General features: G+C 59.5%; 21 protein-coding genes. 8 read left to right on the top strand and 13 right to left on the bottom strand.

Translation table 11 applies throughout. From position 1 onward, the window contains the following. Nucleotides 1–343: hypothetical protein (locus tag PMI09_RS31425; RefSeq protein WP_037083600.1), on the top strand; the 343-nt coding region annotated here is incomplete at its 5' end. Here PMI09_RS31425 and rplT read toward each other — a convergent pair. The 5 genes from rplT to PMI09_RS20045 form a co-directional block, all read right to left on the bottom strand. Next, complete coding sequence (gene rplT, locus PMI09_RS20065; protein WP_007798644.1) at nt 340–744, bottom strand: 50S ribosomal protein L20; 405 nt, start codon at nt 742–744, stop codon at nt 340–342. The genes PMI09_RS31425 and rplT overlap by 4 nt on opposite strands. Nucleotides 745–783: 39 nt before the next feature. Next, nucleotides 784–987 (bottom strand): 50S ribosomal protein L35, encoded by a 204-nt coding sequence (gene rpmI, locus PMI09_RS20060; protein WP_004108077.1) that lies wholly within the window; start codon nt 985–987, stop codon nt 784–786. A gap of 232 nt (nt 988–1,219) precedes the next feature. Beyond that, nucleotides 1,220–2,572 carry an ATP-binding protein gene (locus tag PMI09_RS20055; RefSeq protein ID WP_007798636.1) on the bottom strand — a complete coding sequence of 451 codons (1,353 nt, stop codon included), beginning with the start codon at nt 2,570–2,572 and terminating at the stop codon, nt 1,220–1,222. Beyond that, nucleotides 2,569–3,234, bottom strand: a complete 666-nt coding sequence (locus PMI09_RS20050) for a response regulator transcription factor (protein ID WP_007798633.1) — start codon at nt 3,232–3,234, stop codon at nt 2,569–2,571. Before PMI09_RS20050 ends, PMI09_RS20055 begins: the two co-directional genes overlap by 4 nt. Before the next feature lie 4 nt (nt 3,235–3,238). Next, nucleotides 3,239–3,778 (bottom strand): PepSY domain-containing protein, encoded by a 540-nt coding sequence (locus PMI09_RS20045; protein WP_007798630.1) that lies wholly within the window; start codon nt 3,776–3,778, stop codon nt 3,239–3,241. A 223-nt stretch (nt 3,779–4,001) separates the two neighbouring features. Between PMI09_RS20045 and PMI09_RS31420 the strand changes: the two genes are divergently transcribed. Continuing rightward, entirely contained in the window at nt 4,002–4,454 is a 453-nt protein-coding gene (locus tag PMI09_RS31420; RefSeq protein ID WP_007798627.1) for a hypothetical protein, read from the top strand. Between the two features lie 222 nt (nt 4,455–4,676). Here the strand turns inward: PMI09_RS31420 and infC are convergent, their stop codons facing one another. Next, nucleotides 4,677–5,213, bottom strand: a complete 537-nt coding sequence (infC, locus tag PMI09_RS20035; RefSeq protein WP_025658610.1) for a translation initiation factor IF-3 — start codon at nt 5,211–5,213, stop codon at nt 4,677–4,679. Between the two features lie 179 nt (nt 5,214–5,392). On the opposite strand from infC, the gene PMI09_RS20030 reads away from it, so the two are divergent. Both PMI09_RS20030 and PMI09_RS20025 read left to right on the top strand, forming a co-directional pair. Beyond that, entirely contained in the window at nt 5,393–6,193 is an 801-nt protein-coding gene (locus PMI09_RS20030) for an alpha/beta hydrolase (protein WP_007798621.1), read from the top strand. 151 nt (nt 6,194–6,344) lie between these two features. Further along, nucleotides 6,345–6,944 (top strand): transglutaminase-like cysteine peptidase, encoded by a 600-nt coding sequence (locus tag PMI09_RS20025; RefSeq protein ID WP_007798618.1) that lies wholly within the window; start codon nt 6,345–6,347, stop codon nt 6,942–6,944. Between the two features lie 88 nt (nt 6,945–7,032). Here PMI09_RS20025 and mbfA read toward each other — a convergent pair whose 3' ends face one another. Continuing rightward, nucleotides 7,033–8,016: an iron exporter MbfA gene (mbfA, locus tag PMI09_RS20020; RefSeq protein WP_007798612.1), complete on the bottom strand. Its 984-nt coding sequence runs from the start codon at nt 8,014–8,016 to the stop codon at nt 7,033–7,035. Nucleotides 8,017–8,330: 314 nt separating this feature from the next. Between mbfA and PMI09_RS20015 the strand changes: the two genes are divergently transcribed. Next, the gene (locus PMI09_RS20015; RefSeq protein WP_007798609.1) at nt 8,331–8,699 is read left to right on the top strand and encodes a helix-turn-helix domain-containing protein; all 369 of its coding nucleotides are present in this window, start codon (nt 8,331–8,333) and stop codon (nt 8,697–8,699) included. A gap of 15 nt (nt 8,700–8,714) precedes the next feature. Here the strand turns inward: PMI09_RS20015 and PMI09_RS20010 are convergent, their stop codons facing one another. The 5 genes from PMI09_RS20010 to PMI09_RS19990 all read right to left on the bottom strand — a co-directional run bounded on the left by PMI09_RS20010 (nt 8,715) and on the right by PMI09_RS19990 (nt 16,896). Further along, a complete protein-coding gene (locus PMI09_RS20010) occupies nt 8,715–8,924 on the bottom strand; it encodes a hypothetical protein (protein ID WP_007798606.1) in 210 nt (69 codons plus the stop codon). A gap of 148 nt (nt 8,925–9,072) precedes the next feature. Beyond that, nucleotides 9,073–10,908, bottom strand: coding sequence for a TPR end-of-group domain-containing protein (locus tag PMI09_RS20005; RefSeq protein WP_244423789.1), 1,836 nt, complete (start codon nt 10,906–10,908; stop codon nt 9,073–9,075). 275 nt (nt 10,909–11,183) lie between these two features. After that, on the bottom strand, nt 11,184–12,311 hold the full coding sequence (gene dnaJ, locus PMI09_RS20000; RefSeq protein ID WP_007798598.1) for a molecular chaperone DnaJ: 1,128 nt from the start codon (nt 12,309–12,311) through the stop codon (nt 11,184–11,186). An 84-nt stretch (nt 12,312–12,395) separates the two neighbouring features. After that, the gene (gene dnaK, locus PMI09_RS19995) at nt 12,396–14,312 is read right to left on the bottom strand and encodes a molecular chaperone DnaK (protein ID WP_007798595.1); all 1,917 of its coding nucleotides are present in this window, start codon (nt 14,310–14,312) and stop codon (nt 12,396–12,398) included. 235 nt (nt 14,313–14,547) lie between these two features. Then, the gene (locus PMI09_RS19990) at nt 14,548–16,896 is read right to left on the bottom strand and encodes a transglycosylase domain-containing protein (RefSeq protein WP_007798592.1); all 2,349 of its coding nucleotides are present in this window, start codon (nt 16,894–16,896) and stop codon (nt 14,548–14,550) included. 233 nt (nt 16,897–17,129) lie between these two features. On the opposite strand from PMI09_RS19990, the gene PMI09_RS19985 reads away from it, so the two are divergent. Continuing rightward, nucleotides 17,130–17,456, top strand: a complete 327-nt coding sequence (locus tag PMI09_RS19985) for a GCG_CRPN prefix-to-repeats domain-containing protein (protein ID WP_007798590.1) — start codon at nt 17,130–17,132, stop codon at nt 17,454–17,456. Between the two features lie 171 nt (nt 17,457–17,627). Beyond that, complete coding sequence (locus PMI09_RS19980; RefSeq protein ID WP_007798587.1) at nt 17,628–17,810, top strand: hypothetical protein; 183 nt, start codon at nt 17,628–17,630, stop codon at nt 17,808–17,810. Nucleotides 17,811–18,324: 514 nt separating this feature from the next. On the opposite strand, the gene PMI09_RS19975 is transcribed toward PMI09_RS19980, so the two are convergent. Further along, nucleotides 18,325–19,713: a M20/M25/M40 family metallo-hydrolase gene (locus tag PMI09_RS19975; protein ID WP_007798582.1), complete on the bottom strand. Its 1,389-nt coding sequence runs from the start codon at nt 19,711–19,713 to the stop codon at nt 18,325–18,327. Between the two features lie 189 nt (nt 19,714–19,902). Here PMI09_RS19975 and PMI09_RS19970 point away from each other — a divergent pair, with 189 nt between their 5' ends. Continuing rightward, nucleotides 19,903–22,290, top strand: coding sequence for a bifunctional diguanylate cyclase/phosphodiesterase (locus tag PMI09_RS19970; protein WP_007798579.1), 2,388 nt, complete (start codon nt 19,903–19,905; stop codon nt 22,288–22,290). Nucleotide 22,291 lies beyond the last annotated feature (1 nt).

Genomic DNA, 22,291 nt, shown 5'->3' with positions numbered 1-22,291 from the left:
CCGGCTCGTCGACAGCGGCTGCCACATCAGACAGAAGTTGCTTTTCCAGGGTTTCGAGTTCGGTCATCTTTTCCTGCCTCACAGGGCGTCAGTCTTGTCGATAATTCACGAGAACATGCATCGGATAGCTGGTCGCCACGATGAAGCGTCGCAGATCACTACCCATGTGCACGCTGCCAATCAACCGGGCACACCACAAAAAGCCCGCGACGTCGAGAGAGGAGCCAGCCAATCACGGGCTGTGCCGCTCGATCGCATCGCGCCAAATGCAAAGAACCCGCGCAAGCCTGGCCAGCGCGGGTTCAAAATCATCGAAGCAAAAGTTCGAATAGCGCCGGCTTAGTTGACGGCTGCTTCAAACTCGTTCTTCGTACCGGCGTCCTTCAGGTACTCGAGAGCCTTCTTGGAGGCAGCAACGAGTGCACCGAATGCTTCCGGCTCATGGATTGCCATGTCGGAGAGAACCTTACGGTCAACTTCGATGCCAGCCTTGTTCAGGCCGTCGATGAAGCGGCCGTAGGTCAGGCCGAATTCGCGGACGGCAGCGTTGATACGCTGGATCCAGAGGGCGCGGAAGTTGCGCTTGTTGATCTTGCGGTCGCGGTAAGCGTACTGCTTCGAACGATCGACAGCAGCCTTCGCGGCGCGGATGGTGTTCTTGCGACGGCCGTAGAAGCCCTTGGCGGCCTTCAGAACCTTCTTGTGCTTGGCGTGGGCGGTAACGCCTCTTTTTACACGTGCCATTTCATGATCTCCTTAATCTAAAGCGTTCGCGGAATAGTCTTAGAGACCGTTCGGCAGGTAGTTCTTCACGACCTTGCGGCCATCCGGTTCTGCGAGAACCATGGTGCCACGTGCATCGCGGATGAACTTGTTGGTACGCTTGATCATGCCATGGCGCTTGCCAGCAGCTGCAGCCTTGACCTTGCCGGTCGCGGTGATCTTGAACCGCTTCTTGGCGGAGGACTTCGTCTTCATCTTGGGCATTTTGCTACTCCGTTTCTGTACCCCCGGCTGCTTCATCAAAGAAGCCTTCTCGCGATGCCAAGTTTCCGGCCGTCGCAACAAGGTGCGGGAGCGTTTGTTGTTGATCTGCGGCTCCGGTGACGAACCGTTCCGCAAGCATTCGAAACTGCCACGGCATGCCCTGCCGGTCAGTTCGGACGCGCGCTTATAACCGCAGCGTCATAAAAGTGCAACGGGGCGGCAGATGAATCTTCTAGGCAATGGCGGAAGGCCGGCCGGCCATGGCCGGAAGCATCAATTTCACTTGAAGCCCGCCCCATCGAGAGGCGGAAAGATCGAGCCTGCCGCCGTAAGCCTCAAGGATATCGCCCGATATCGCGAGCCCGAGTCCAGTTCCTGCCGTACCATCGTCGATCCTCACCCCGCGCTTCAACATCAGATCGTAGCTGTCGGGATCGGCACCCGGGCCATCGTCGGAAACGCTGAGCACGACATCGTCCTGTGAGCGACCGGCAGAGAGCTCGATCCGAGTTCTGGCAAAGCGCACGGCATTGTCGAGCACATTGCCCAATGCCTCGGCGATGTCGGCGGGATCTGCCTGGACCGTCAGGGCCGGATCGATATCAAGATGCCAGTCGATCCCCTTCTCTTCGGTGAAAGGCGTCAAAACATTGACGAGCTTTCCCGAGATGCCGAGCAGCGATGTCGTGGCCATTTGCTCCACACCCATGCGGGCCGCCTGCAATTGACGGTCGGCGCGCTGCCGAACGAGTTCGATCTGCTGCAATGCCGTTTCGCGTTGGCCCTCGGGCAAGGCTTCAACCAGATGCGACAACACCGTCAACGGCGTTTTCAAACCGTGGGCGAGGTCGCTCGCGCGAGCGCGCGCTCGCTCGATCGCCGTCTCCCGCTCGCTCAGCAGTAGGTTGATTTCGCGAACCAGCGGCTTGACTTCGCTGGGTCCCTCCGTGCCGATATGAGAGCTGCGCCCGGCCCTGATATCGGCGACGCGGTCGCGAAGCCGCACCAGCGGGCGCAAGCCGACCCACCCCTGCAGAAAAGCAGCCAGAAGCAGCATACCGCCGGTGGAAAGCAGCATCAGCCGCAACGGCCGATGATAGGTCTCAAGGGCTGCTTCCATCTCCGGCTTGGAGAAAGCGGCATAGACGGTAAAGTTCTTGCTTGCGGCGCCTTCGCCGAGCGTCATCGTCTTCATCGACACTAGCAGCGGCGAGCCATCGGGCCCGTCGGTTTCGCGGAACCCGCAGTACATGTCCTTGGATAGTGCATCCGCGGTGATCTCTTCGTCCCAGAGGGAGCGGGAGCGCAAAGGCTCCTCATTGCCATCAAGCGAGATTTGCCAGTAGCGGCCACCGGCCGGTATCTGGAATCGCGAGTCGGCAGGCTCGTTCTTCAATTCGAGAGCGCCATTCTCCACGGCGAGCTGCGCCGCCAGAGAGTCCATCACCGATGTCATTTCGTTGGAATACTGGTCGGCCAGATAGTCCGTGAACAGGTGGCTCAGCACCGCCCAGACGAGCGTCAACGCCAGTGCGATCGCGACGAGCGCTCCAGCAGCCAGGCGAAAATGCAGCGAGTGGATCACCGCGACCGCTCCGGAAGGACATAGCCAAAGCCGCGCCGGGTCTCGATGGCGTCACTATCCGTCTTTTTTCGCAGCCGCGCCACCATGGCTTCCACGGCATTCTTGGCGGAATCGTCGTCGCGTCCCTGCACCTGGCTTGCCAGTTCGGTTGGGCTCAGCACTTCCCCGGGCTTGCCAATAAAAAGCGCGATCATGCGGTATTCCAGCGGGCTGAGGTCGAGTTCGCGTCCATCGAAGGTCACGCGTCTCGCGCTTTCATCCAACGTGAAGCGGTTGGCGGACTTCACGCGCGCGGCGACAGCGCCAGTGCGGCGCAGAAGCGCTCTCAGGCGAGCCAGCAGCTCCTCGGTGCGAAACGGCTTCGGCAGATAATCATCAGCTCCCGCGTCAAAGCCGTCGACGCGCTCCATCCACGAGCCGCGGGCCGTGAGAACGAGAACCGGCGTGTTGATGCCTGCGCCGCGCCACCGCTTCAGGATGGAGAGACCGTCCATGCCGGGCAATCCAAGGTCGAGGATGATGGCGGAGTAATCGCCCGTTTCCCCTTCCTCCCATACATCGGGGCCGCTTGCAAACACCTCGACAAGGTAGCCTTCCCGCGCAAGCTTTTCGACCACGTGGCCGGAAATATTGGGATCGTCCTCCGCCAGCAATATTCGCATGCCCCTATCCCCCCAGCAGCACTCCGTTTCGAGCATTTACGCGCAACGTCCTGATCGCCCCTGCCCCGTCGCGCACTTTCACCTGATAGACGTCGCTGAACATGGATCGCCTGAGGTTGACGTCGATCACCCGCCCGTAGCGTTTTGCGTCAATGCGCTCCAGCACCGTCTTCAGTGGCAGAATCCGGCCTTCGCGGACGGCATCACGCGCCCGATCATAGTCCGAGGCGCGGCCACTTCGTCCGCTACCGCTGTCATCGTTGCCGCTGTGATCGTCACCATCATCATCGTTCCCATGATCGTCGTGACCGTCGCCGCGACCGGAACCGGAACCGGAACCCGAGCCGGAACTGCCGCTGCCGGAGTTGGACCCGGAAGAACCAGAAGAGCCGGACGAGCCACTGCCACTTGAACCGCTCCCGCCGCCGCCATCATCGCTGCCGCCATCCTTGGCTTGCGCATGGGAAACGAGGATCGGACCGGCGGCGGCAAGCCCCACCGCCAGCATCAACATCGTCATCAAATCGCGACGGCTTGTGTTCATTGAACTTCTAAGTACCTCAATGCATCTGCAACCGCGGAACCTACACTGAACGCATTGTCGCGACGAGACAAGGCTCCAAAAATCCAAGAACTCCGCCGGGGCGCGGCGGAGTTCTTTCTTCCGAAGGGGTGGCCGGAAGACCGCGCCGGGCAGATTATTGCGCCGAAGCGGGAACTATAGTGACGCTGGTGATTGCGCCAGGATTTCGGACAAAATCCCCTCTATGGGGATGCGCGACCACCACGCGCGTTCCATCTTCAAGCTCAATCTCGACCTCAAGCCGACGACCAAGCTGGTCCACGGCGGCAAGCGAGCCGTTCAACAGCCCCGCAAGGCTCGCCTCCGACACCGAGAGCGTTACTTCCGGGCGATTGTCGTTGCGGCCGCCATGGCGTTCACCGGGATTGTCGTCGTCGCGATCGTGCTCAGCGCCGTCATCACGGCCGCGGCCATGATGGTCATCCCCATCGTCATGACCGCCTCGACCGCTGTGATCGTCACCACCGCGTCCGCTACCGCTGTGGTCGTCGCTGCCGCCGCTGCGACCGGAACCACTGTTGCCGCCACCGCCGCTGCTGCCAGAACCGCTGCCGCCGCCGTCATCGCTGCCACCACGGGCAAACGCAGCCGACGAGAAATGGTCAGGGCCGAACGTCTGAATTGTTGGGAGAGATAGGGTCACTGCAAGTGCCGCGGCGGACGCCAGGAGCGTGCGTGAGATGTTCTTTTTCATGATCTTTGCTTTCTGCGCTCTTCTCTGTTGAGTGCAGAATGCCAAAGTCTCGCTGACAGACCGTTGAGCGCTTTTGTCAGCGTCCTGTCAGTTTGGGCAAACATCAGCCCAAAAATACAAAAGCCGCCCTTGCGGACGGCTTTGATACGAGAGTGGCGACGCGCCTCACTTCGGCGCGAGCACCATCATCATCTGGCGGCCTTCGAGCTTGGGCTCGGCTTCAACCTTGGCATATTCGGTCGTGTCGGCCTTCACCTGCTGCAGCAGCTTCATGCCAAGCTCCTGGTGCGCCATTTCGCGACCGCGGAACTTTAGCGTTACCTTCACCTTGTCGCCATCTTCAAAGAAACGGCCCATCGCCTTCATCTTCACCTCATAGTCATGGGTGTCGATGTTGGGACGCATCTTGATTTCTTTGACTTCGACAATCTTCTGCTTCTTGCGCGCCTCGGCGGCCTTCTTCTGGTTGGCATATTTCAGCTTGCCCAGATCGAGGATCTTGCACACAGGCGGTTCGGCATTTGGGGAGATTTCCACCAGGTCGAGACCGGCTTCCTCAGCCATTTTCAAGGCCTGGTCGGTGGGCACGACGCCCAAGTTCTGTCCTTCAGCATCAATCAGCTGAACTCGGGGGATGCGAATTTCCCGGTTCGAGCGCGGCCCTTCCTTCACGGGCGCGTCGGCTTTAAAGGGTCTGCGAATGGTCGTATTCTCCTCGCGTTGTTTCGGATCGCTGCAGCCTCGGCACTCCCAATAACGGAAGCACAAACGTGGTTTCACCATTGCTGCAACGGAGTCGGTAACACTCTTTAGCGGAAAAAACACCTGCTGTCAGCCTGTCAAGAATCTGTTTTATAGGCCAAAACAACTGGAGTTCCGCGATGTTTGACGCAAATCTCATCCATGACCATCAATATCTGACCGTCGGAGAAGGCGAGGCCGCGCGCGAGATTGCCTACATCGCGCGAAGCCAATCCGGCCAGGCGGCCGGCCCAACCCTTGTCTGGTTATCCGGATACCGCTCCGACATGAGCGGCAGCAAGGCGATCGAACTGGACAGGTTTGCCGCGGAAAACGGCCTTGCCTGCCTGCGCCTCGACTATTCCGGTCATGGCCTATCCGGCGGCAAGTTTACCGACGGGACGATCTCGCGCTGGCTGGAGGAAGCGCTTGCGGTTATCGTCCATACAGCACCCGAAAGCATCCTCGTCGTCGGCTCGTCGATGGGTGGATGGATAGCCTTGCGGCTCGCCCAGGAACTCGCCAAGCTGCAGGACGGGCCAAAGCTGGAGGGCATGGTTCTAATTGCGCCGGCTCCCGACTTCACCTCCGATCTCATCGAACCGAACCTCACGAAGAAAGAAAAAGCCTCCCTTGCCGAGCGCGGCTACTTCGAAGAGCGGTCGGCCTACAGCCCGGAGCCGAACATCTATACACGGGCGCTGATGGATGATGGGCGCGACAACAGCGTGCTCAGGGGCATCATCGAGACCGGCTGCCCAGTGCATATCCTGCAAGGGATGAAGGATCCCGACGTTCCCTATCAACATGCTATGAAGCTCGTGGAACACCTCCCCGCCGACGACGTCGTTCTGACCTTCGTGCGTGACGGCGATCACCGGCTTTCGCGACCCCAGGACATCGAGCGTATGCTTGCTGCAGTCAAAGGGCTGATCCGCTAAGCCAAACGATATCACCTGTGCCAAATCCTAACGGATTTTAACCATGTTGGTGGGTAGCAAGCCCCTCCCCAGAAGTAACGATTGACTCTTCGAGCCTCTGTCCGTTAACTTTTTGTTAACAATACATGGGCGATGCAAGGGAAAAGCGGGCGTGCGAATCAAGGGTTTCCTCGTGGCCATGATGGCCGTGTTTGCTATGTCTACAGCCGCGACGCCGGCTTCCACCAACAACCTCTCGATGGTCACCGGCGCGGCCACTTCCCAGCCGATCGGCCATTACGACTTCTGCCAGACCCATCGCAATGAGTGCGGCCCGAACCGCAATGTCTCGCCGGCTGAGATGTCGGATGCGAAATGGGGAATGGTGCGATCGGTCAACGCCACAGTCAACAACAGCATCACTCCGATGACCGACAAGGAAATCTACGGCAAGGATGAGGTCTGGGCCTATCCGACAACCGCCGGCGATTGCGAAGACTTCGCCTTGCTGAAGCGCCGTATCCTGATCCAGCGAGGTATTTCGCCGGCTAACCTTCTTCTCACCGTGGTTCGCAAGCCCGATGGCGAAGGCCATGCCGTGCTGACGCTGCGCACCAGCCACGGTGACTTCGTGCTCGACAACCTGGCCTCCAACGTCAAGCCGTGGTTCGACACGCCCTATTCGTTCATCAAGCGACAGTCGAGCGCCAATGCCGGCCGCTGGGTCACTATCGAAAATGGCCGCGACGTTCTCGTCGGTGCTCTGAAGTAGACGATATCGGATGGAACAAAGAAGGCCGGCTAAAAAATGCCGGCCTTCTTTGTTGGGACTGAGTTGATTGCCGCTCGGGAACTGCGGCTCAGCCGTTGCCGATCAGGATGCCGGCACCGAGGACAAGACCGCCGCCGACGACCACCTGTAAAGCAGCACGTAAGAACGGCGTTTCCATAAATCTGTTCTGGATGAACGCGATTGCCCAAAGCTCGAAGATCGCAATGATCACCGCCATCGTCGTTGCCGTCCAGAAGTTTGTGATCAGATAAGGCAGGGTGTGGCCAAGACCACCAAGCGCGGTCATGACGCCGCAGGCGAGACCGCGCTTGATCGGCGAACCACGGCCCGAAATCTTGCCGTCATCGTGGGCCGCTTCCGTGAAGCCCATCGAGATGCCGGCGCCGACGGAGGCGGACATGCCAACCAGAAACGTCTGCCAAGTGTCCTGGGTCGCAAAGGCAGCGGCGAAGATCGGTGCCAGCGTTGACACCGAGCCATCCATCAGACCGGCAAGACCAGGCTGTACATAGGTCAAGACCAGTTGCCGGCGCGCAGCAAGGTCTTCCTCCGCCTTCACATTCTCAGGCGTGTGCTTGTCGCCCAACATATGTGTGATCTCTTCGTGGCCTTGCTCGGCCAGCGCCAAGTCCCCCAACAGTTGCCGGGTATTGGCATCGGTAACGCGGCTCGCCGCTTCGACATAGAAGCGATAGGCCTGCTGTTCCATGGCCACCGCTTCACCCCGGATTCTCTCCAATGAAAGGCTGCGCCGCAACCAATCGGGCTTCCGCTCATAAAACCCGCGAACATGTTCCCGACGAATGAGTGTAATGCGCTCGCCGAACCGCTGGCGATAGATTTCGATCAGGGACTTTCGATGCGTGTCCTCCACCTCAGCCATTTCCTCGAAGACCTTGGCGGATGCGGGGTACTCGCCCCGCAGCATGTCGGCGTAGGCGAGATAAATGCGCGCATCGTCCTCTTCGGAGCCGATAGCGAGCGCCAGTATTTCCTGCTCGGACAAAGAGTCAAAGGAACGCTTGGATGATCCAAAAAGCCTACGCAGCATAACAACCTCATCTTTAGAATTATTCTAAAATATGCACTGCGCTGGCTCTGGTCAAGTTGCCCGCCACGGGCGACTGAGAATTCGGCGCGCGAGGATCACAAGTAAAATCAAGTGCCATCCAGGCTGATTTCCCGCCCTTAACTGGCATCCCAAATAATGTGCACGCCAGGGTCGGTACCTACGCCGAAAGTCTAGGCATACCACCGAAAAACCACAGAAAAAGCCGGTTGAATTTCGCAACTGAAGGGTTGAGATATTGCGAAACGCGGGCATAGTACTACGCAAATATAATTGCCTTATAAGGGAACAACACGGTGCCAGATCCGGTAGATATTATTGTCGGTAGAAATGTTCGGGCACTCAGGTCCAAAAGACGCATATCGCAGCTGGAACTGGGGGAGGCGCTCGGGCTGACTTTTCAGCAAATTCAGAAATATGAGAAGGGCACCAACCGCGTATCAGCAAGTAAACTGCACCAGATTGCGGTCTTTCTGGGTGTGGATATTTCCGAGTTGTTCGAAGGCGCCAATCCCAATGATGGCGCGGGAAAGCAGGGCCTCAGCCCCGAAGCCTATGAGCTGGCCATGCACTACGACAGGCTTCTCTCCACGGCTGGCAAGGAGGCCGTGAAGACGATTCTCTCGATTATGTCCGGTGAAACCTACGCCGAGGCCTTAGGCTAGAGCCTTCATTTCGCGTCAGTGCAAGTCGCGTTCATGAAGCGCAACGAGCAGATCGTCCTGCGTATGATGACCTGCGTGATAGAGATCGATCGCGATGCTCGCTATTGAAAGTCCCTGTTGGCTGCGCATCTTGATATTGCGCTCGGCACACCACGCGTAGAGCGCACCGGCAAGCACGTCGACATCATCGGACTGCAAAGACAGAGTAGTGGCTGCTGCCGTCATGGAAGTTGCCCTTGTTCTTGGTTGATCCCCGGCAGAATACTGGCCGCTTTGCTTGTCTTTGCAAAGCGGCATTCACTGCCTGCGTTAACGCAAGACAGATGTGCATTTCCGCTTGTTTCAGAATGGAACAATTGGGCAGGCGCCGGCGCTATTCCGAAGCGACCCTAAAGTCGAGGGAGGCCGAACATGCCTCGATCGCATCCAGCATTTTCTCGAACCGTGGATGATCGCGCACGGAATCGAGGTCCGAATCATGCTTGAACCATAGGATGTGATAACAGGATGACTGCGGCAACAGCTCCTCCAACAGGTCGAGCGCGGCGTCGCATTCGTTCAACAGCGCATAAACGCAAGCGATGTTGTATTGTGCAACGATGTCATCCGGATCGATCGTCTGCGCCCGCTTCACCCACTCTTTTGCTCGTTCCGCGTCGCCCATGTGCGCCAATGCAAGCGCACCGCGATGGGCCGGCCCCGAGTTTTCCGGATGCCGCTCCAAGGCCTCTTCGGCACGCTCGATGCATACGCGCGCCCAATGTGCCCGTTCCTCCATCAGGCCGAGCGATCGACATGCACTCATCAGATGGATCGGCGAGAGATAGTCGTCGGGGCGTATCTCGGCCGCCCTTGTGAAGAAGGTGATCGCGCCCTCGAACTTGCCCTGCATGAAAAGGAAACGACCATAGTGGAAATTCGCCTCATAGAGATCGGGCTCCAGCGCAAGCGCCTTTTCGAACTCGACAAGCGCCTCCTCGTCTCGCCCGTCCTGGTGCAGCGCCAGCCCCCGCGAGGCATGCGCCTCCGCAAGATTTGGATCGAGCGCAAGCGCCTTGGCACTCAGACTGAGAATTCCCTGTAGCGTATACTCGCCCGCATGCCAGTCGCGAAGTGCCGACTCGCAATCGGCCATGCCGGCATAGGCACGCGCATATTCCGGATCCAGCGCGACAGCCGTTGCAAACATGCGCCGGGCCAAGACCAGATAAGGCCTCGTCCAGGTATGGGAAAGCTGCCGGCCGCGCAGATAGTAGGTGTAAGCCTCGACGTTGCTTGTCGGTTCCGCCTCGATTGCCCGCCGCTCCTCGGGCAGCAGCTTGATCTTGAGCTGATCAACGATCGCGTGGGTGATCTCGTCCTGGATCGCAAAAATATCGGTGAGGTCGCGGTCAAAGCGGTCCGCCCAAAGGTGCCCGCCATTCCTCGCATCAATCAGCTGCCCCGTAATGCGCACGCGCTGCGCCACCTTGCGGACGCTCCCCTCGAGAACGAAGTCGACACCGAGCTCGGCTGCGACCTGTTTCACCTGCACGGATTTGCCCTTGTAGGTGAAGGCGGTGTTGCGCGCGACAACGTAAAGGTTGGATATCTTCGAGAGATCGGTGATGATGTCTTCAGTGATACCGTCCGAAAAATACTCCTGCTCGGCGTCGCCGCTCATATTGGTGAACGGCAGCACGGCGACGAGCTGCTTGTGCCTTTCCCTGGCCGCGGTCAAAGCGGCCTTGTTGACCTTCAATGGCAGCGCCCGCCGTGGCGAGATCGCGTAGACCCTCACCGGCTCCTTGATGTTCTTGAGCCTGTGCTCGCCCCTGTCTTCAAAAGAAAGGTCGAGCCGGGTTCCGACATGGTCCCTGACGGAGGCGGAGACGGCAATGCCGCCAGGCTCGGCCAGTGTCTCAAGCCGCGCGGCAACATTCACACCATCTCCGAAGATGTCTCCATCCTCGACGATCACATCGCCCAGATGAATGCCAATCCGAAATTCAATTCGCTTGTCCTCCAGCACGGACAGATTTCGCTGAGCAGTCTCCCGCTGAATCTCATCAGCGCAGGCGACGGCGTTCACGATACTGGAGAATTCGACCAGCATGCCATCGCCGGTCAGCTTGACGATGCGGCCGCGATGCTGCGTAATCTTCGGATTGAGAAGCTCGGTACGGCAATTTTTCACCGCACTCAGCGTCCCGGATTCGTCTGAGCCCATCAATCGGCTGTAGCCGACGATGTCTGCTGCAAGGATAGCTGCGAGACGGCGTTCCAAGTGTCCCCCGGCGCTGTAATGTTACTAGGTCTGCTAATTTAACCTTTTATTATCTTAATGTCCTGCCAATCATTTGGTTGATACAAGATTATAAAGCGATTCTTGAATATGAGAGTCGAGCCATTGCAGCAACCCTGCATAGGCAGAGTGGAACAACAAACAACAAAGGCCCGGTTGCAACAACAACCGGGCCTTTGTCGCATTTCATGCCTGATTGATCAGTTCTCGAAGAATTCCTTCATTCGCGCGAAGAACCCGGTCGATTCCGGATTGTTCTCCTTCGAGGAAAGCTGCTCGAACTCCTGAAGAAGTTCGCGCTGGCGCTTCGTCAGCTTCTGAGGAGTCTCGATCTGGATCTGAATGTAAAGATCGCCGGTCTGGGGCGAACGCAGCACTGGCATACCCTTGCCCTTCAGGCGGAATTGCTTGCCGGCCTGCGTGCCCTCCGGCACGGTCACGCGTGACTTCGTGCCGTCGAGCGTCGCAACGTCGAAGGTGCCGCCGAGAGCCGCCGTCGTCATCGAGATCGGGATGGTGCAGTAGAGGTCGGCGCCATCACGTTGATAGAATTCATGCGGCTTGACCGACAGGAAGATATAGAGATCGCCCGATGGACCGCCGCGCATACCGGCTTCGCCTTCGCCCTGCAGGCGAATGCGGGTGCCGTCTTCGATGCCGGCCGGAATGTTCACGGAGAGCGACCGCTCTTCGGTGACGCGACCCTGGCCATGGCACTTCGCGCAGGGATCGGGAATGATCGTGCCGCGACCATGACAGGTCGGGCAGGTACGCTCGATCGAGAAGAAGCCCTGGGCAGCGCGCACGCGGCCCGAACCCTGGCAGGTGCCGCAGGTCTTCGGCTGCGTACCGGGCTTGGCGCCCGAACCTGAGCAGACGTCGCAGGTAATCGAGGTCGGAACGCGAATTTGCGCCGTCTTGCCGGAGAAGGATTCCTCCAGCGAAATTTCCATGTTGTAACGAAGGTCGGCGCCACGCTCGCGGCCGCCGGACGAGCGCTGCCGCTGACGACCGCCGCCCATCATCTCGCCGAAGATATCCTCGAAAATGTCGGAGAATCCGCCGCCGCCAAAACCACCGCCGCCACCGCCCATGCCACCGTGTTCGAAGGCGGCGTGACCGTAACGGTCGTAAGCCGCGCGCTTCTGCGGATCCTTCAGCGTTTCGTAGGCTTCGTTGATTTCCTTGAATTTGCGCTCGGCGTCATGGTCGCCCGGATTCTTGTCCGGATGGAACTTCATGGCGAGTTTGCGGAAGGCGCTTTTCAGCTCTTTCTCGTCCGCCGTCTTGGCGACACCCAGCGTTTCGTAAAAATCGGCTTTTGCCATTAAGGATTAGACCCCGGAAATGGATTTCCGGCTGCCACGGAGGCAGCCGGAATGTCAGTTTCAAGCTTGACCGTTTCGTCCCGCTTAAGCGGACTTCTTGCGGTCGTCGTCCTTGACTTCTTCGTAGTCGGCATCGACGACATTGTCATCGCCGCCGGCTGCGGAGGCATCAGCCGTGCCGGCCTCGGCCTGCTGGGCTTCATAGATCGCCTGGCCCAGCTTCATGGAAACTTCCATGAGGGTTTGGGTCTTTGCCTTGATGTCTTCGGCATCCGGCTCAGTTGCTTCGACCGCAGACTTCAGAGCAGCGATCGCATCGGAGATCGCGGTGCGGTCGGCCTCGGAGACCTTATCGCCGTAATCCTTCAGCGACTTTTCCGTGGAATGGATCAGGCTTTCGGCCTGGTTCTTGGCTTCCACGCCTTCGCGACGCTTCTTGTCGGCTTCGGCATTGGCTTCCGCGTCCTTGACCATCTTTTCGATGTCGGCGTCGGAGAGACCACCGGAGGCCTGGATGCGGATCTGCTGTTCCTTGCCGGTGCCCTTGTCCTTGGCCGAAACCTGAACGATGCCGTTGGCGTCGATATCGAAGGTGACTTCGATCTGCGGAACGCCACGCGGTGCCGGCGGCAGGCCAACGAGGTCGAACTGGCCGAGCAGCTTGTTGTCGGCAGCCATTTCGCGCTCACCCTGCGAAACGCGGATGGTGACCGCCTGCTGGTTGTCGTCAGCGGTCGAGAAGGTCTGCGACTTCTTCGTCGGGATCGTCGTGTTACGCTCGATCAGACGGGTAAAGACGCCGCCAAGGGTCTCGATGCCGAGGGACAGCGGGGTTACGTCAAGAAGCAGAACGTCCTTGACGTCGCCCTGCAGAACGCCGGCCTGGATAGCTGCGCCGAGTGCCACGACTTCATCAGGATTGACGCCCTTGTGCGGCTCCTTGCCGAACAACTGCTTGACGACTTCCTGGACCTTCGGCATGCGGCTCATGCCGCCGACGAGAACGACTTCGTCAATCTCGGCAGGCGTCACACCGGCGTCCTTAAGGGCTGCCTTGCACGGAGCGATCGTGCGCTGGACGAGATCGTCGACCAGGCTTTCGAGCTTGGCGCGCGTCAGCTTCAGCGTCAGGTGCTTCGGGCCGGTTGCATCGGCGGTGATGAACGGCAGGTTGATTTCGGTCTGCTGCGCGGACGAAAGTTCGATCTTCGCCTTTTCAGCAGCTTCCTTGAGGCGCTGCAGAGCAAGCTTGTCGCCCTTGAGGTCGATGCCGTTGTCTTTCTTGAATTCGGCAACGAGGTATTCGACGAGACGCATGTCGAAGTCTTCACCGCCGAGGAAGGTATCGCCGTTGGTGGACTTCACTTCGAAGACGCCGTCGCCGATTTCGAGGATCGAGATATCGAACGTACCGCCACCCAAGTCGTAAACGGCGATGGTCTTGCCGTCCTTCTTGTCAAGACCGTAGGCAAGTGCGGCTGCCGTCGGCTCGTTGATGATGCGGAGAACTTCGAGGCCAGCGATCTTGCCGGCATCCTTGGTTGCCTGGCGCTGTGCGTCGTTGAAGTATGCGGGAACGGTGATGACGGCCTTTTCGACCTTTTCGCCGAGATAGGACTCAGCGGTTTCCTTCATCTTCTGAAGGATCATCGCGGAGATCTGTGCCGGAGAATAGGACTTGCCCTGGGCTTCGACCCAGGCGTCGCCGTTGTCACCCTTGACGATGTGGAAGGGGACGAGGCTCTTGTCCTTCTCAACGGTCGGATCCTCGTAGCGGCGGCCAATCAGGCGCTTCACTGCGAAGAGGGTGTTCGTGGGGTTGGTGACTGCCTGGCGCTTGGCCGGCTGACCAACGAGGCGCTCGCCATCGTCAGAAAATGCCACCATGGAAGGGGTCGTACGCGCGCCTTCCGCATTCTCAATGACCTTTGCGTCTTTGCCGTCCATGACTGCGACGCAGGAATTTGTCGTTCCGAGGTCGATACCAATTACTTTTGCCATGTCATTCTCTCCTTGAAGCAAGCTGTCGGAACCCCGAGAAGGCATTTCCCTGACAGCCCCTTACGGGATGGGTCTTTAAGATTAACGCAATCGTGATTGCGGTGATGCGGCGTATATAAGGAGCGGTTTTCGGGACTGCAAGGCGAGAAATAGCCAGAAAACCAGCAAAACAAGCGCCTAGCAATTAATTTCGACAGGCGCAGGAAAATGGCATTTTTCCGGCCAAACGCTTTAGCTACTGCCCCATGATCAAGTCGAGCAAGGTCGTCCGTCTCGGCCTGCCCGTCGGCGACGGTTCAGGCTCGCCGATATCACCCGGCGGCAGCGCGTCGCCGTAGCCAACATCGCCGTCTTGAGCGATGTCGGCGGGAGGCACCGGACCGCCATTAACCGGAGCCATCGGCTGACGTCTTGGTCGCTCGGTCGCCTGTGGATAGCGCTCACGAACATCGGCCTCGCCCCCGAAGACACCGGAGAGGATGCTGCCGATTGTGGTCGGCTCCTCAAGCGGCGGCGCCATGCCAGGCTCGACAGAGGCCATCGGCTGATCGCCGAAACCGGGATTGACTGCGGGATCTGTCATAAACTGCCCATTGCCGAAGAGCGGTGCCGGCGACAGTCCCTTGTGTGCGGCGACCATGAACTCCTGCCATGCCCTGGCCGGCAGGCCGCCGCCCGTCACTTTCTTCATCGGCTTGCCGTCGTCGTTGCCGAACCAGACGCCGGTTGTAAGGTTACTGGTGAAGCCAACAAAGAGCGCGTCGCGCGAATTCTGGGTGGTGCCGGTTTTGCCAGCCGCCTGCCAACCGGAAAGCTTGGCGCTCTTGCCCGTCCCCTGGTTGATGACGCCCATCATCATCGTGTTCATGTTGGCAGCAATCGCCTCCGACAGGACGCGGGGCGGATTGTCATAGGTGTTCTCGTAGAGCACCCTGCTGCCGTCGGCCGTCGTCACGCGCCGAATCACGTGCGGCGTCGCCTTGTAGCCGCCATTCATGAAGGCGGCATAGGCGCCGGTGAGTTCTGTCAGCGACACTTCCGACGTGCCAAGAGCAATCGAGGCATTCGGCTGCAGTTCCGATTCGATGCCGAGGCGGTGCGCGAGCTTGATGACCTGGTCCGGTCCGTCATACATCACGAGCTGGGCGGCGACGGTGTTCAGCGACTTTGCAAGTGCCGTCGCGAGCGTCACTTCGCCATTGTACTTCTTCTCGTAGTTCTCCGGCGTCCAATCGCCGATCCGGATCGGTGCGTCATTGAATACCGAGAACGGCGTCAGACCCTTTTCCAGCGCCGCAGCGTAGACAAACGGCTTGAAGGAGGAGCCGGGCTGGCGCTTGGCGGTCACGGCGCGGTTGAACTGGCTGTCGGCATAGTCCCTGCCGCCAACGAGCGCACGGATTGCACCCGTCCCGTCGAGCGAGACCAGTGCGGCCTGCGAGGCGTCGAGCTTGGCACCATCCTTGCTCAATACGTCGTTCAGCGACTGCTCGGCCCGCTTTTCCAGCGTCTTGTCGATCGTCGTGTCGACGACGATGTCTTCCTTGACGTCGCCGATCAGGCCGGGCAGCTGGTCCATCACCATATCCGCGACATAGTGCCCAGCGCCCGACCAGTAGCGCTTCGCCTTGGCCGGCGTCTGCGACATGGCGGTCTTTACTTCATCGTCGGTGATGTAGCCCTGATCGCGCATCGTCTGCAGAACCACCTGCGCGCGGGCATTGGCTGCCTCAGGATCGCGGGCCGGCGACAGACGCGACGGTGCCTTGACGAGACCGGCGAGAAGGGCTGCTTCACCAAGGTTCACGTCACGTGCGGACTTGTTGAAATAACGGCGCGAGGCAGCTTCGACGCCATAGGCGTTCGAGCCGAAAAACACGCGATTGAGATACATCGCAAGGATCTGGTCCTTGGTGTATTTTTGCTCCAGCCAAAGCGCGAGCAGGACTTCCTGCACCTTGCGTTCCAGCGTGCGGTCCGGCGACAGGAATAGGTTCTTTGCAAGCTGCTGCGTCAATGTCGAACCGCCCTGGACCATGTGTCCGGTCGTCAGGTTGGTGACGAAGGCACGTGCAAGGCCAAGGGGATCCACGCCGAAATGCGAGTAGAAGCGACGGTCTTCGATGGCGACGATCGCTTCCGGGATGTAGGGCGACATGTCTTCGAGCGCGAGCGCTTCGCCGCCCGTCGTGCCACGATTGGCGAGGACGCTGCCGTCAACAGCTGTGATCTTGACGTTCGGGGGACGCTCGGGAATGGCCCAGGTGCTGGCGCTCGGCATGCGCGACCCGTAGTAGACGACGAGGCCGGCGACGCCGATGCCGGCCCAAATGCCAAAAACAATACACCAGTAGACGATACGGCGGATGAAGCCGAAGAAACTTCCGCCTTCACGCTCCCGGCGGTCGCGTTTGCGTCGCTCGGGCTGCCGTGCCCGAGACGATTTTGGAGCCACGCGCTTGCTTGAGCGTCCACGGACCACACGGTCGTCGACATCGAGCGCGAAATCGTCATCATCGTCACGGTCATCGCGGCCGCTGAAAGAGGGTTCGATCCTGTCGCGTGATTTGCCTCTGCCCGCCATCTAGTACCCGGTACACCCCATCTTCGCTCTGAGCAACGACGCCGCAGAAGCCGTGCCTTGCCAAACGGTTCTCCGCCCGGTTGAACTTTAAATGCGGCGATTTAAGGGGTGGTTAAGAAGTGGTTAGAAGGGGGCCACCGCTGCCCCAATAATGTCAAATTTGGTTCAGCCCCTGTTCACCCAACTGGCTCTCTAATCCACGTGCAAGGGACTTGCATAACAGAGGTGCAGAGATGCGTATGAGAATGATTGCAGCCGCGATCGCCATTTGTGGGTTTGGCGTTTCCGCGGCTGAAGCGATGCCGATTGTGCCGGTGAACGGCGCTGCGGGCAAGAATACGGTACTTGTCGATTACGCTTGCGGCCGCGGCTATCATCTCACTCGGTGGGGAAATTGCCGACCGAATTGGAACCGCCCGCCACCGCCGCGCTACGGATGGCGCTCTGATCGTCGCTATGGATGGGGCGGCCCGCCGCCACGCTATGGCTGGCGTTATGAGCGGTCCTACGGATGGGATCGTCCGCCGCCATGGGCTCGCGATCGCTACGGCTGGCGCTGATCACGCAGTTCAAACCAGAGCCCGGCGCGCCACTCGGCCGGGCTTTGTTTCATTTACGAAGCCACGCTTTTTTGGCATGGCTGCCATTCGTTGCTACCGTCACAAATCTGACATATAGCATGCCGAATTGCGCCTAGGATTAGTGCAGCACGCGCAATATGTAGGCATTTCATGAGCATCGACATTAGCAACATCGAAGAATTCAAGCTGCGCGAAGTCTGGAGCGTGCATGAGTTTGCGCGCCGCTACCGGCTGACAAAGATGGAAGAAAGCCGCCTGAAGATGCTGCACGGCCCGTTCGCAGAGATGCGCGAGCTGCTCGTCTGTCGGCAGAACTCCGTTTCCCTCTGGTAGCAGGGAACCATCAGCGGCCTAGTGAATTAAGTCCGTAGCGAAACACGCCCTGTACGTTTCGCTGAAGGTCGGCCGTCTCCCCTCAAACGTGCCGATCGCGATCAGGCCCGGTGTCTCTCCCAGAGCGCCGGGCCTTCCCATGTCGCCGGTGGAAGCCTCCCCTCTCGGCAAGCGAGCAAAGGGCGGCCGCTGCAGCGGCCTCGTCGAACTCCTGAAAGCCTCGAAACGCAGAAATGCGTTAGCCCTACTTGAAGCGCGAGGTCGGCATTCCGACATAGGGACCAACATATTGCAGCCGGTGGAAAGTTGTGCGCGCAAGCAACGTTGCCGCTTCCATCGTTTTGATCGCGGCTCTCAAGTTAACCATTGGTTGACCTTTCGCGATCACTCTGGCTGCAACATTCGCTTCCTCCTTGACCACGGATGTACTGGCATCGAAGTGAAGCGGATGACGAAAGGCCGGCTTGTTCCGGCCTTTTTGTTTTTCAGGCTCTCAAGAGAGCAGGCTTTCCTATTACTTGGCCAGCGCTTCCAGGATGCGAATCCAGGAGCGGATGCCCTTGTGATAGGAAGCAAGCTCGTACTTCTCGTTGGGCGAGTGAATGCGGTCGTCGCTGAGGCCGAAGCCGACCAGCAACGATTCCATGCCGAGCATCTTCTGGAAGTCGCCGACGATCGGGATCGATCCGCCCATGCCAATGACGACGGCAGGTTTCGGCCACTCGTCGGAAAGCGCATTCTTGGCCTTCGTCAGCACCGGCGAATCGTAAGAGAGATGGATGGCCGGCGAGCCGCCATGCGGGTGGAATTCGACAGAGCAATCCGCCGGGATTTTCGAACGGACATAACTGCGGAAGCTTTCCCGGACGGCATCGGGGTCCTGCGTCCCGACGAGGCGGAAGGAAACTTTGGCGGAGGCCTTGGCCGCGATCACTGTCTTGAAGCCTTCCCCGGTATAGCCACCCCAGATACCATTGATCTCAGCGGTCGGACGTGCCCACGTCAGTTCGAGGACCGAGCGGCCCTCTTCACCAGAGGGGATCGACAGACCAACCTCGCCCAGGAAGGTCTCCGCGGTCTTGCCGAGAGTTTCCCAGGACGCTTTGACATTGGCCGGGGTTTCCTCGACGCCATCATAGAAGCCTTCAAGGGTGATGCGGCCGGTTTCATCATGCAGGCCGGCAAGCGCAGCCGTCAGGATGTGGATCGGATTCGCGGCTGCACCGCCGAACAAGCCGGAGTGCAGATCGCGGTCGGCGGCCGTTATGACGACCTCCTCCCCGACAAGCCCCCGAAGTGCTGCGGCAATCGCCGGCGTATCGCGATCCCACATGCCGGTGTCACAGACGAGCGCGTAGTCGGCCTTCAATTCCGCGGCGTTAGCCTCAAGGAAAGGCTTCAGCGACGGTGAACCGGATTCTTCCTCGCCTTCGAAAAGAATGGTGATGCGGCAGGGCAAAGCGCCGTTCACTTCCTTGTAGGCACGGCAGGCTTCGACGAAGGTCATCAACTGGCCCTTGTCGTCGGCTGTGCCGCGACCCGTCAGGATCTTCCGACCATTGCCAACATCCTTGATCGACGGCTCGAACGGATCGTTTTCCCAAAGCTCGATGGGATCGACCGGCTGCACGTCGTAGTGGCCGTAGAAAAGGACATGCGGCGCGTCGGCGCTCGCAGCGGCATGATGGGCGACAACCATGGGATGGCCGGGTGTGTCACGCACGGAGGCATCGAAACCCAGTGTCTTGAGATAGGAAACCAGCCAATCGGCTGCCTTGCGGCACTCGGCCTTGAAGGCCGGGTCGGTAGAAATGGATTTGATCCTCAAGAGCTCAAACAGCTTGTCGAGGCTTGACGGCAAATTCTGGTCCGCGCGCGAAAGCACTGGCGTTACGTAGGTCATTTTCGACTCCTTTCGAAATTCGGCGGGACGATAGACCAAAGGTAAATCGCTTTCGAGTTGAAAAAAGATCGGAGGGGAAACGGATCGCCGGGAGACTCACCTGAAGACGAGGGCATGAAATCGCGGATACAATTTACAGTTATTTAGGGAAGGCTAAATAGCATACCGACAATGTGTTCGAGGTGAGATATGTTCTCTGTAGTCACCTGCATTCGCGACGACCATGACTGGCGCCTAATTGTTGCTGCCGTCATCGTTTGCCTGATCGGCAACCTTGCCTCGATGCTGCTCTTGTTCCGCGCCCAGGAATGCGATCCCGGACAGCAACGAAACTGGATCATGGCATCGGCATTTGCCTGTGGCGTCGGCATCTGGGCGACGCACTTCATCTCAATGCTCGCCTATGATGGCGGCTTCACGATCACTTATGGTCTCGGCTTGACAACACTCTCCGTTGTGTTGGCGATATGCGTCTCCTGGCTGGCCATCCTGGTGTCCGTGGAGGGCACGAGCGAGTATTCCTTCGTGCCCGGTGGCATCTTGATGGCGCTCGGGATCGGTTCGATGCACCTGACGGGCATGCGGGCGATCGAAGCCCAGGTTGATATCGTCTACAATCTTTCAGCAACGCTGATCGCGCTGCTGATTGGCGCGACACTCGCGAGCATGGCCTTTCTCTCCTTCAAGAGGCTCAAGGGGGCAAAACGGCTGCTGGTGCCGGCGATCGCCATGGTGCTCGCCATCGCAGTGATGCATTTCATTTCGATGAGCAGCATAACGCTCATTCCCGAGCCCGGACGAAGCGCAACCGCAACCGTTCTGGAGCCGAAAGCCCTGGCTGCGATCATCATGGCGGTGTCGACGGCCCTGATCCTCGTCGCTCTCGGCGCCGTATTTCTCGAAAGCCATCTGACCGATCTACGCGGCCTCGCAAACGCCTCGATGGAGGGGCTGCTCGTTCTGCGCGAAGGAAAGATCATCGACGCCAACGAACGCTTCCAGCAAATGTCGGGCTGGCACTTGGCCGAGCTGCTCGGGGCTGATCCGACCTCCGTTCTGATGAGCATGGATGGCAGCACGCCCGCCTCCCGCGAGGAGACGCTGTTGACCAGCAAAGACGACAACGAGATCCCGGTTGAGATCCTGTCCCGTCGCATGGTCTATCGCGGGCGCAACTGCGACGTCTTGGTGATTCGCGATCTCACCGAACGTAAGCGCGCCGAGAAAATGATCGAGCATCTGGCGCAGCACGACGTTTTGACCGGCTTGCCGAACCGCTCGCTGTTCGAGACGCGCATTCGCCACGCTCTTCAATTGGCCCAGCGCAAAGGCACGCAGATTGCCGTCTTCTGTCTGGACCTCGATCGTTTCAAGGCCGTCAACGACATTTTCGGACATGCGGAGGGCGACCGCATCCTCTGCAAGGTTTCGACAATCCTGCAGCGCGTGGCCGATGAGGGCGACACGGTCGCCCGACTTGGGGGCGATGAGTTCGCGATCATCCAGACGGGCAAGCAGCAGCCGGACGCAGCGCGCAAGCTTGCGGGGCTTATTCTTGACGGGCTCGCCGCTGAAATGGATATCGCCCGCGATCCGACCGCCGTCGGCATCAGCGTCGGTATCGCCGTCTATCCTACGGACGGACGCACGGCGGAGGAGCTGAGCGACAACGCCGACACGGCGCTTTACCGTGCCAAGCATGCCGGGCGCGGCAAGGCCTGCTTCTTCGACGCGGAAATGGACGAAGCCGTGCGCGCCCGTCGCCAGATCGAGGCGGAGCTGCGCCATGCGATCACGCGCAACCAGCTCTCCGTTAGCTACCAGCCGATCCTCGACAGCAGGACGGATACCGTCACCGGCTATGAAGCCCTGATGCGGTGGGATAGGCCCGGGCACGGCATGAGTGAACCGGAGGTCTTCATTGGCATCGCCGAGGAAAGCGGTGTGATCGTGCAGCTTGGAGAGTGGGTGATGCGCCAGGCCTGCACCGAAGCGGCGCGGTGGCCGCAGCCGCTGTCCATCGCCGTCAACGTCTCGCCGGTGCAGTTCATGCTCCCGAACCTTTGCGAGCGGGTTGCGGCGATCCTCGAAGAGACCGAGCTGGCCCCGGAGAGGCTGGAACTGGAGATTACCGAAGCTGCCTTCGTGCGTGACCGAAGCAATGTCATCGCAACGTTGATGCGTCTGCATGGACTTGGCGTGCGCATCGTCATGGACGACTTCGGAACGGGCTTCTCGTCGCTTTCGAACCTGCGCGCCTTGCCCTTCGACAAGATCAAGGTGGACCGCAGCTTCACCGGCATTCTCGAGCATGACGCAGCCGCCCGTTCCATCGTGCGCGCCATCATCGGCCTTGGCCACAGCCTGGGAATTCAGGTCGTTACCGAAGGCGTCGAAACGGAACTCCAGCGCCAGATCGTCATCGAAGAAGGCTGTGAGCAGATGCAGGGCCGGCTTCTCGGCAAGCCTGATATCGAACCGAGCGTCAAGCTGGCAGCACGTGAGAGCTTCCTCGCAACCCACGCCGACGAATTGGATCGGCCGTATGCTCCCGCCACCATAACGGCGGCGGAATAGG

Origin of the sequence: Rhizobium sp. CF122, assembly GCF_000282035.1 — a bacterium.
Lineage (GTDB): Bacteria > Pseudomonadota > Alphaproteobacteria > Rhizobiales > Rhizobiaceae > Rhizobium.
This window is presented reverse-complemented; position numbering and strand designations above follow the sequence as displayed.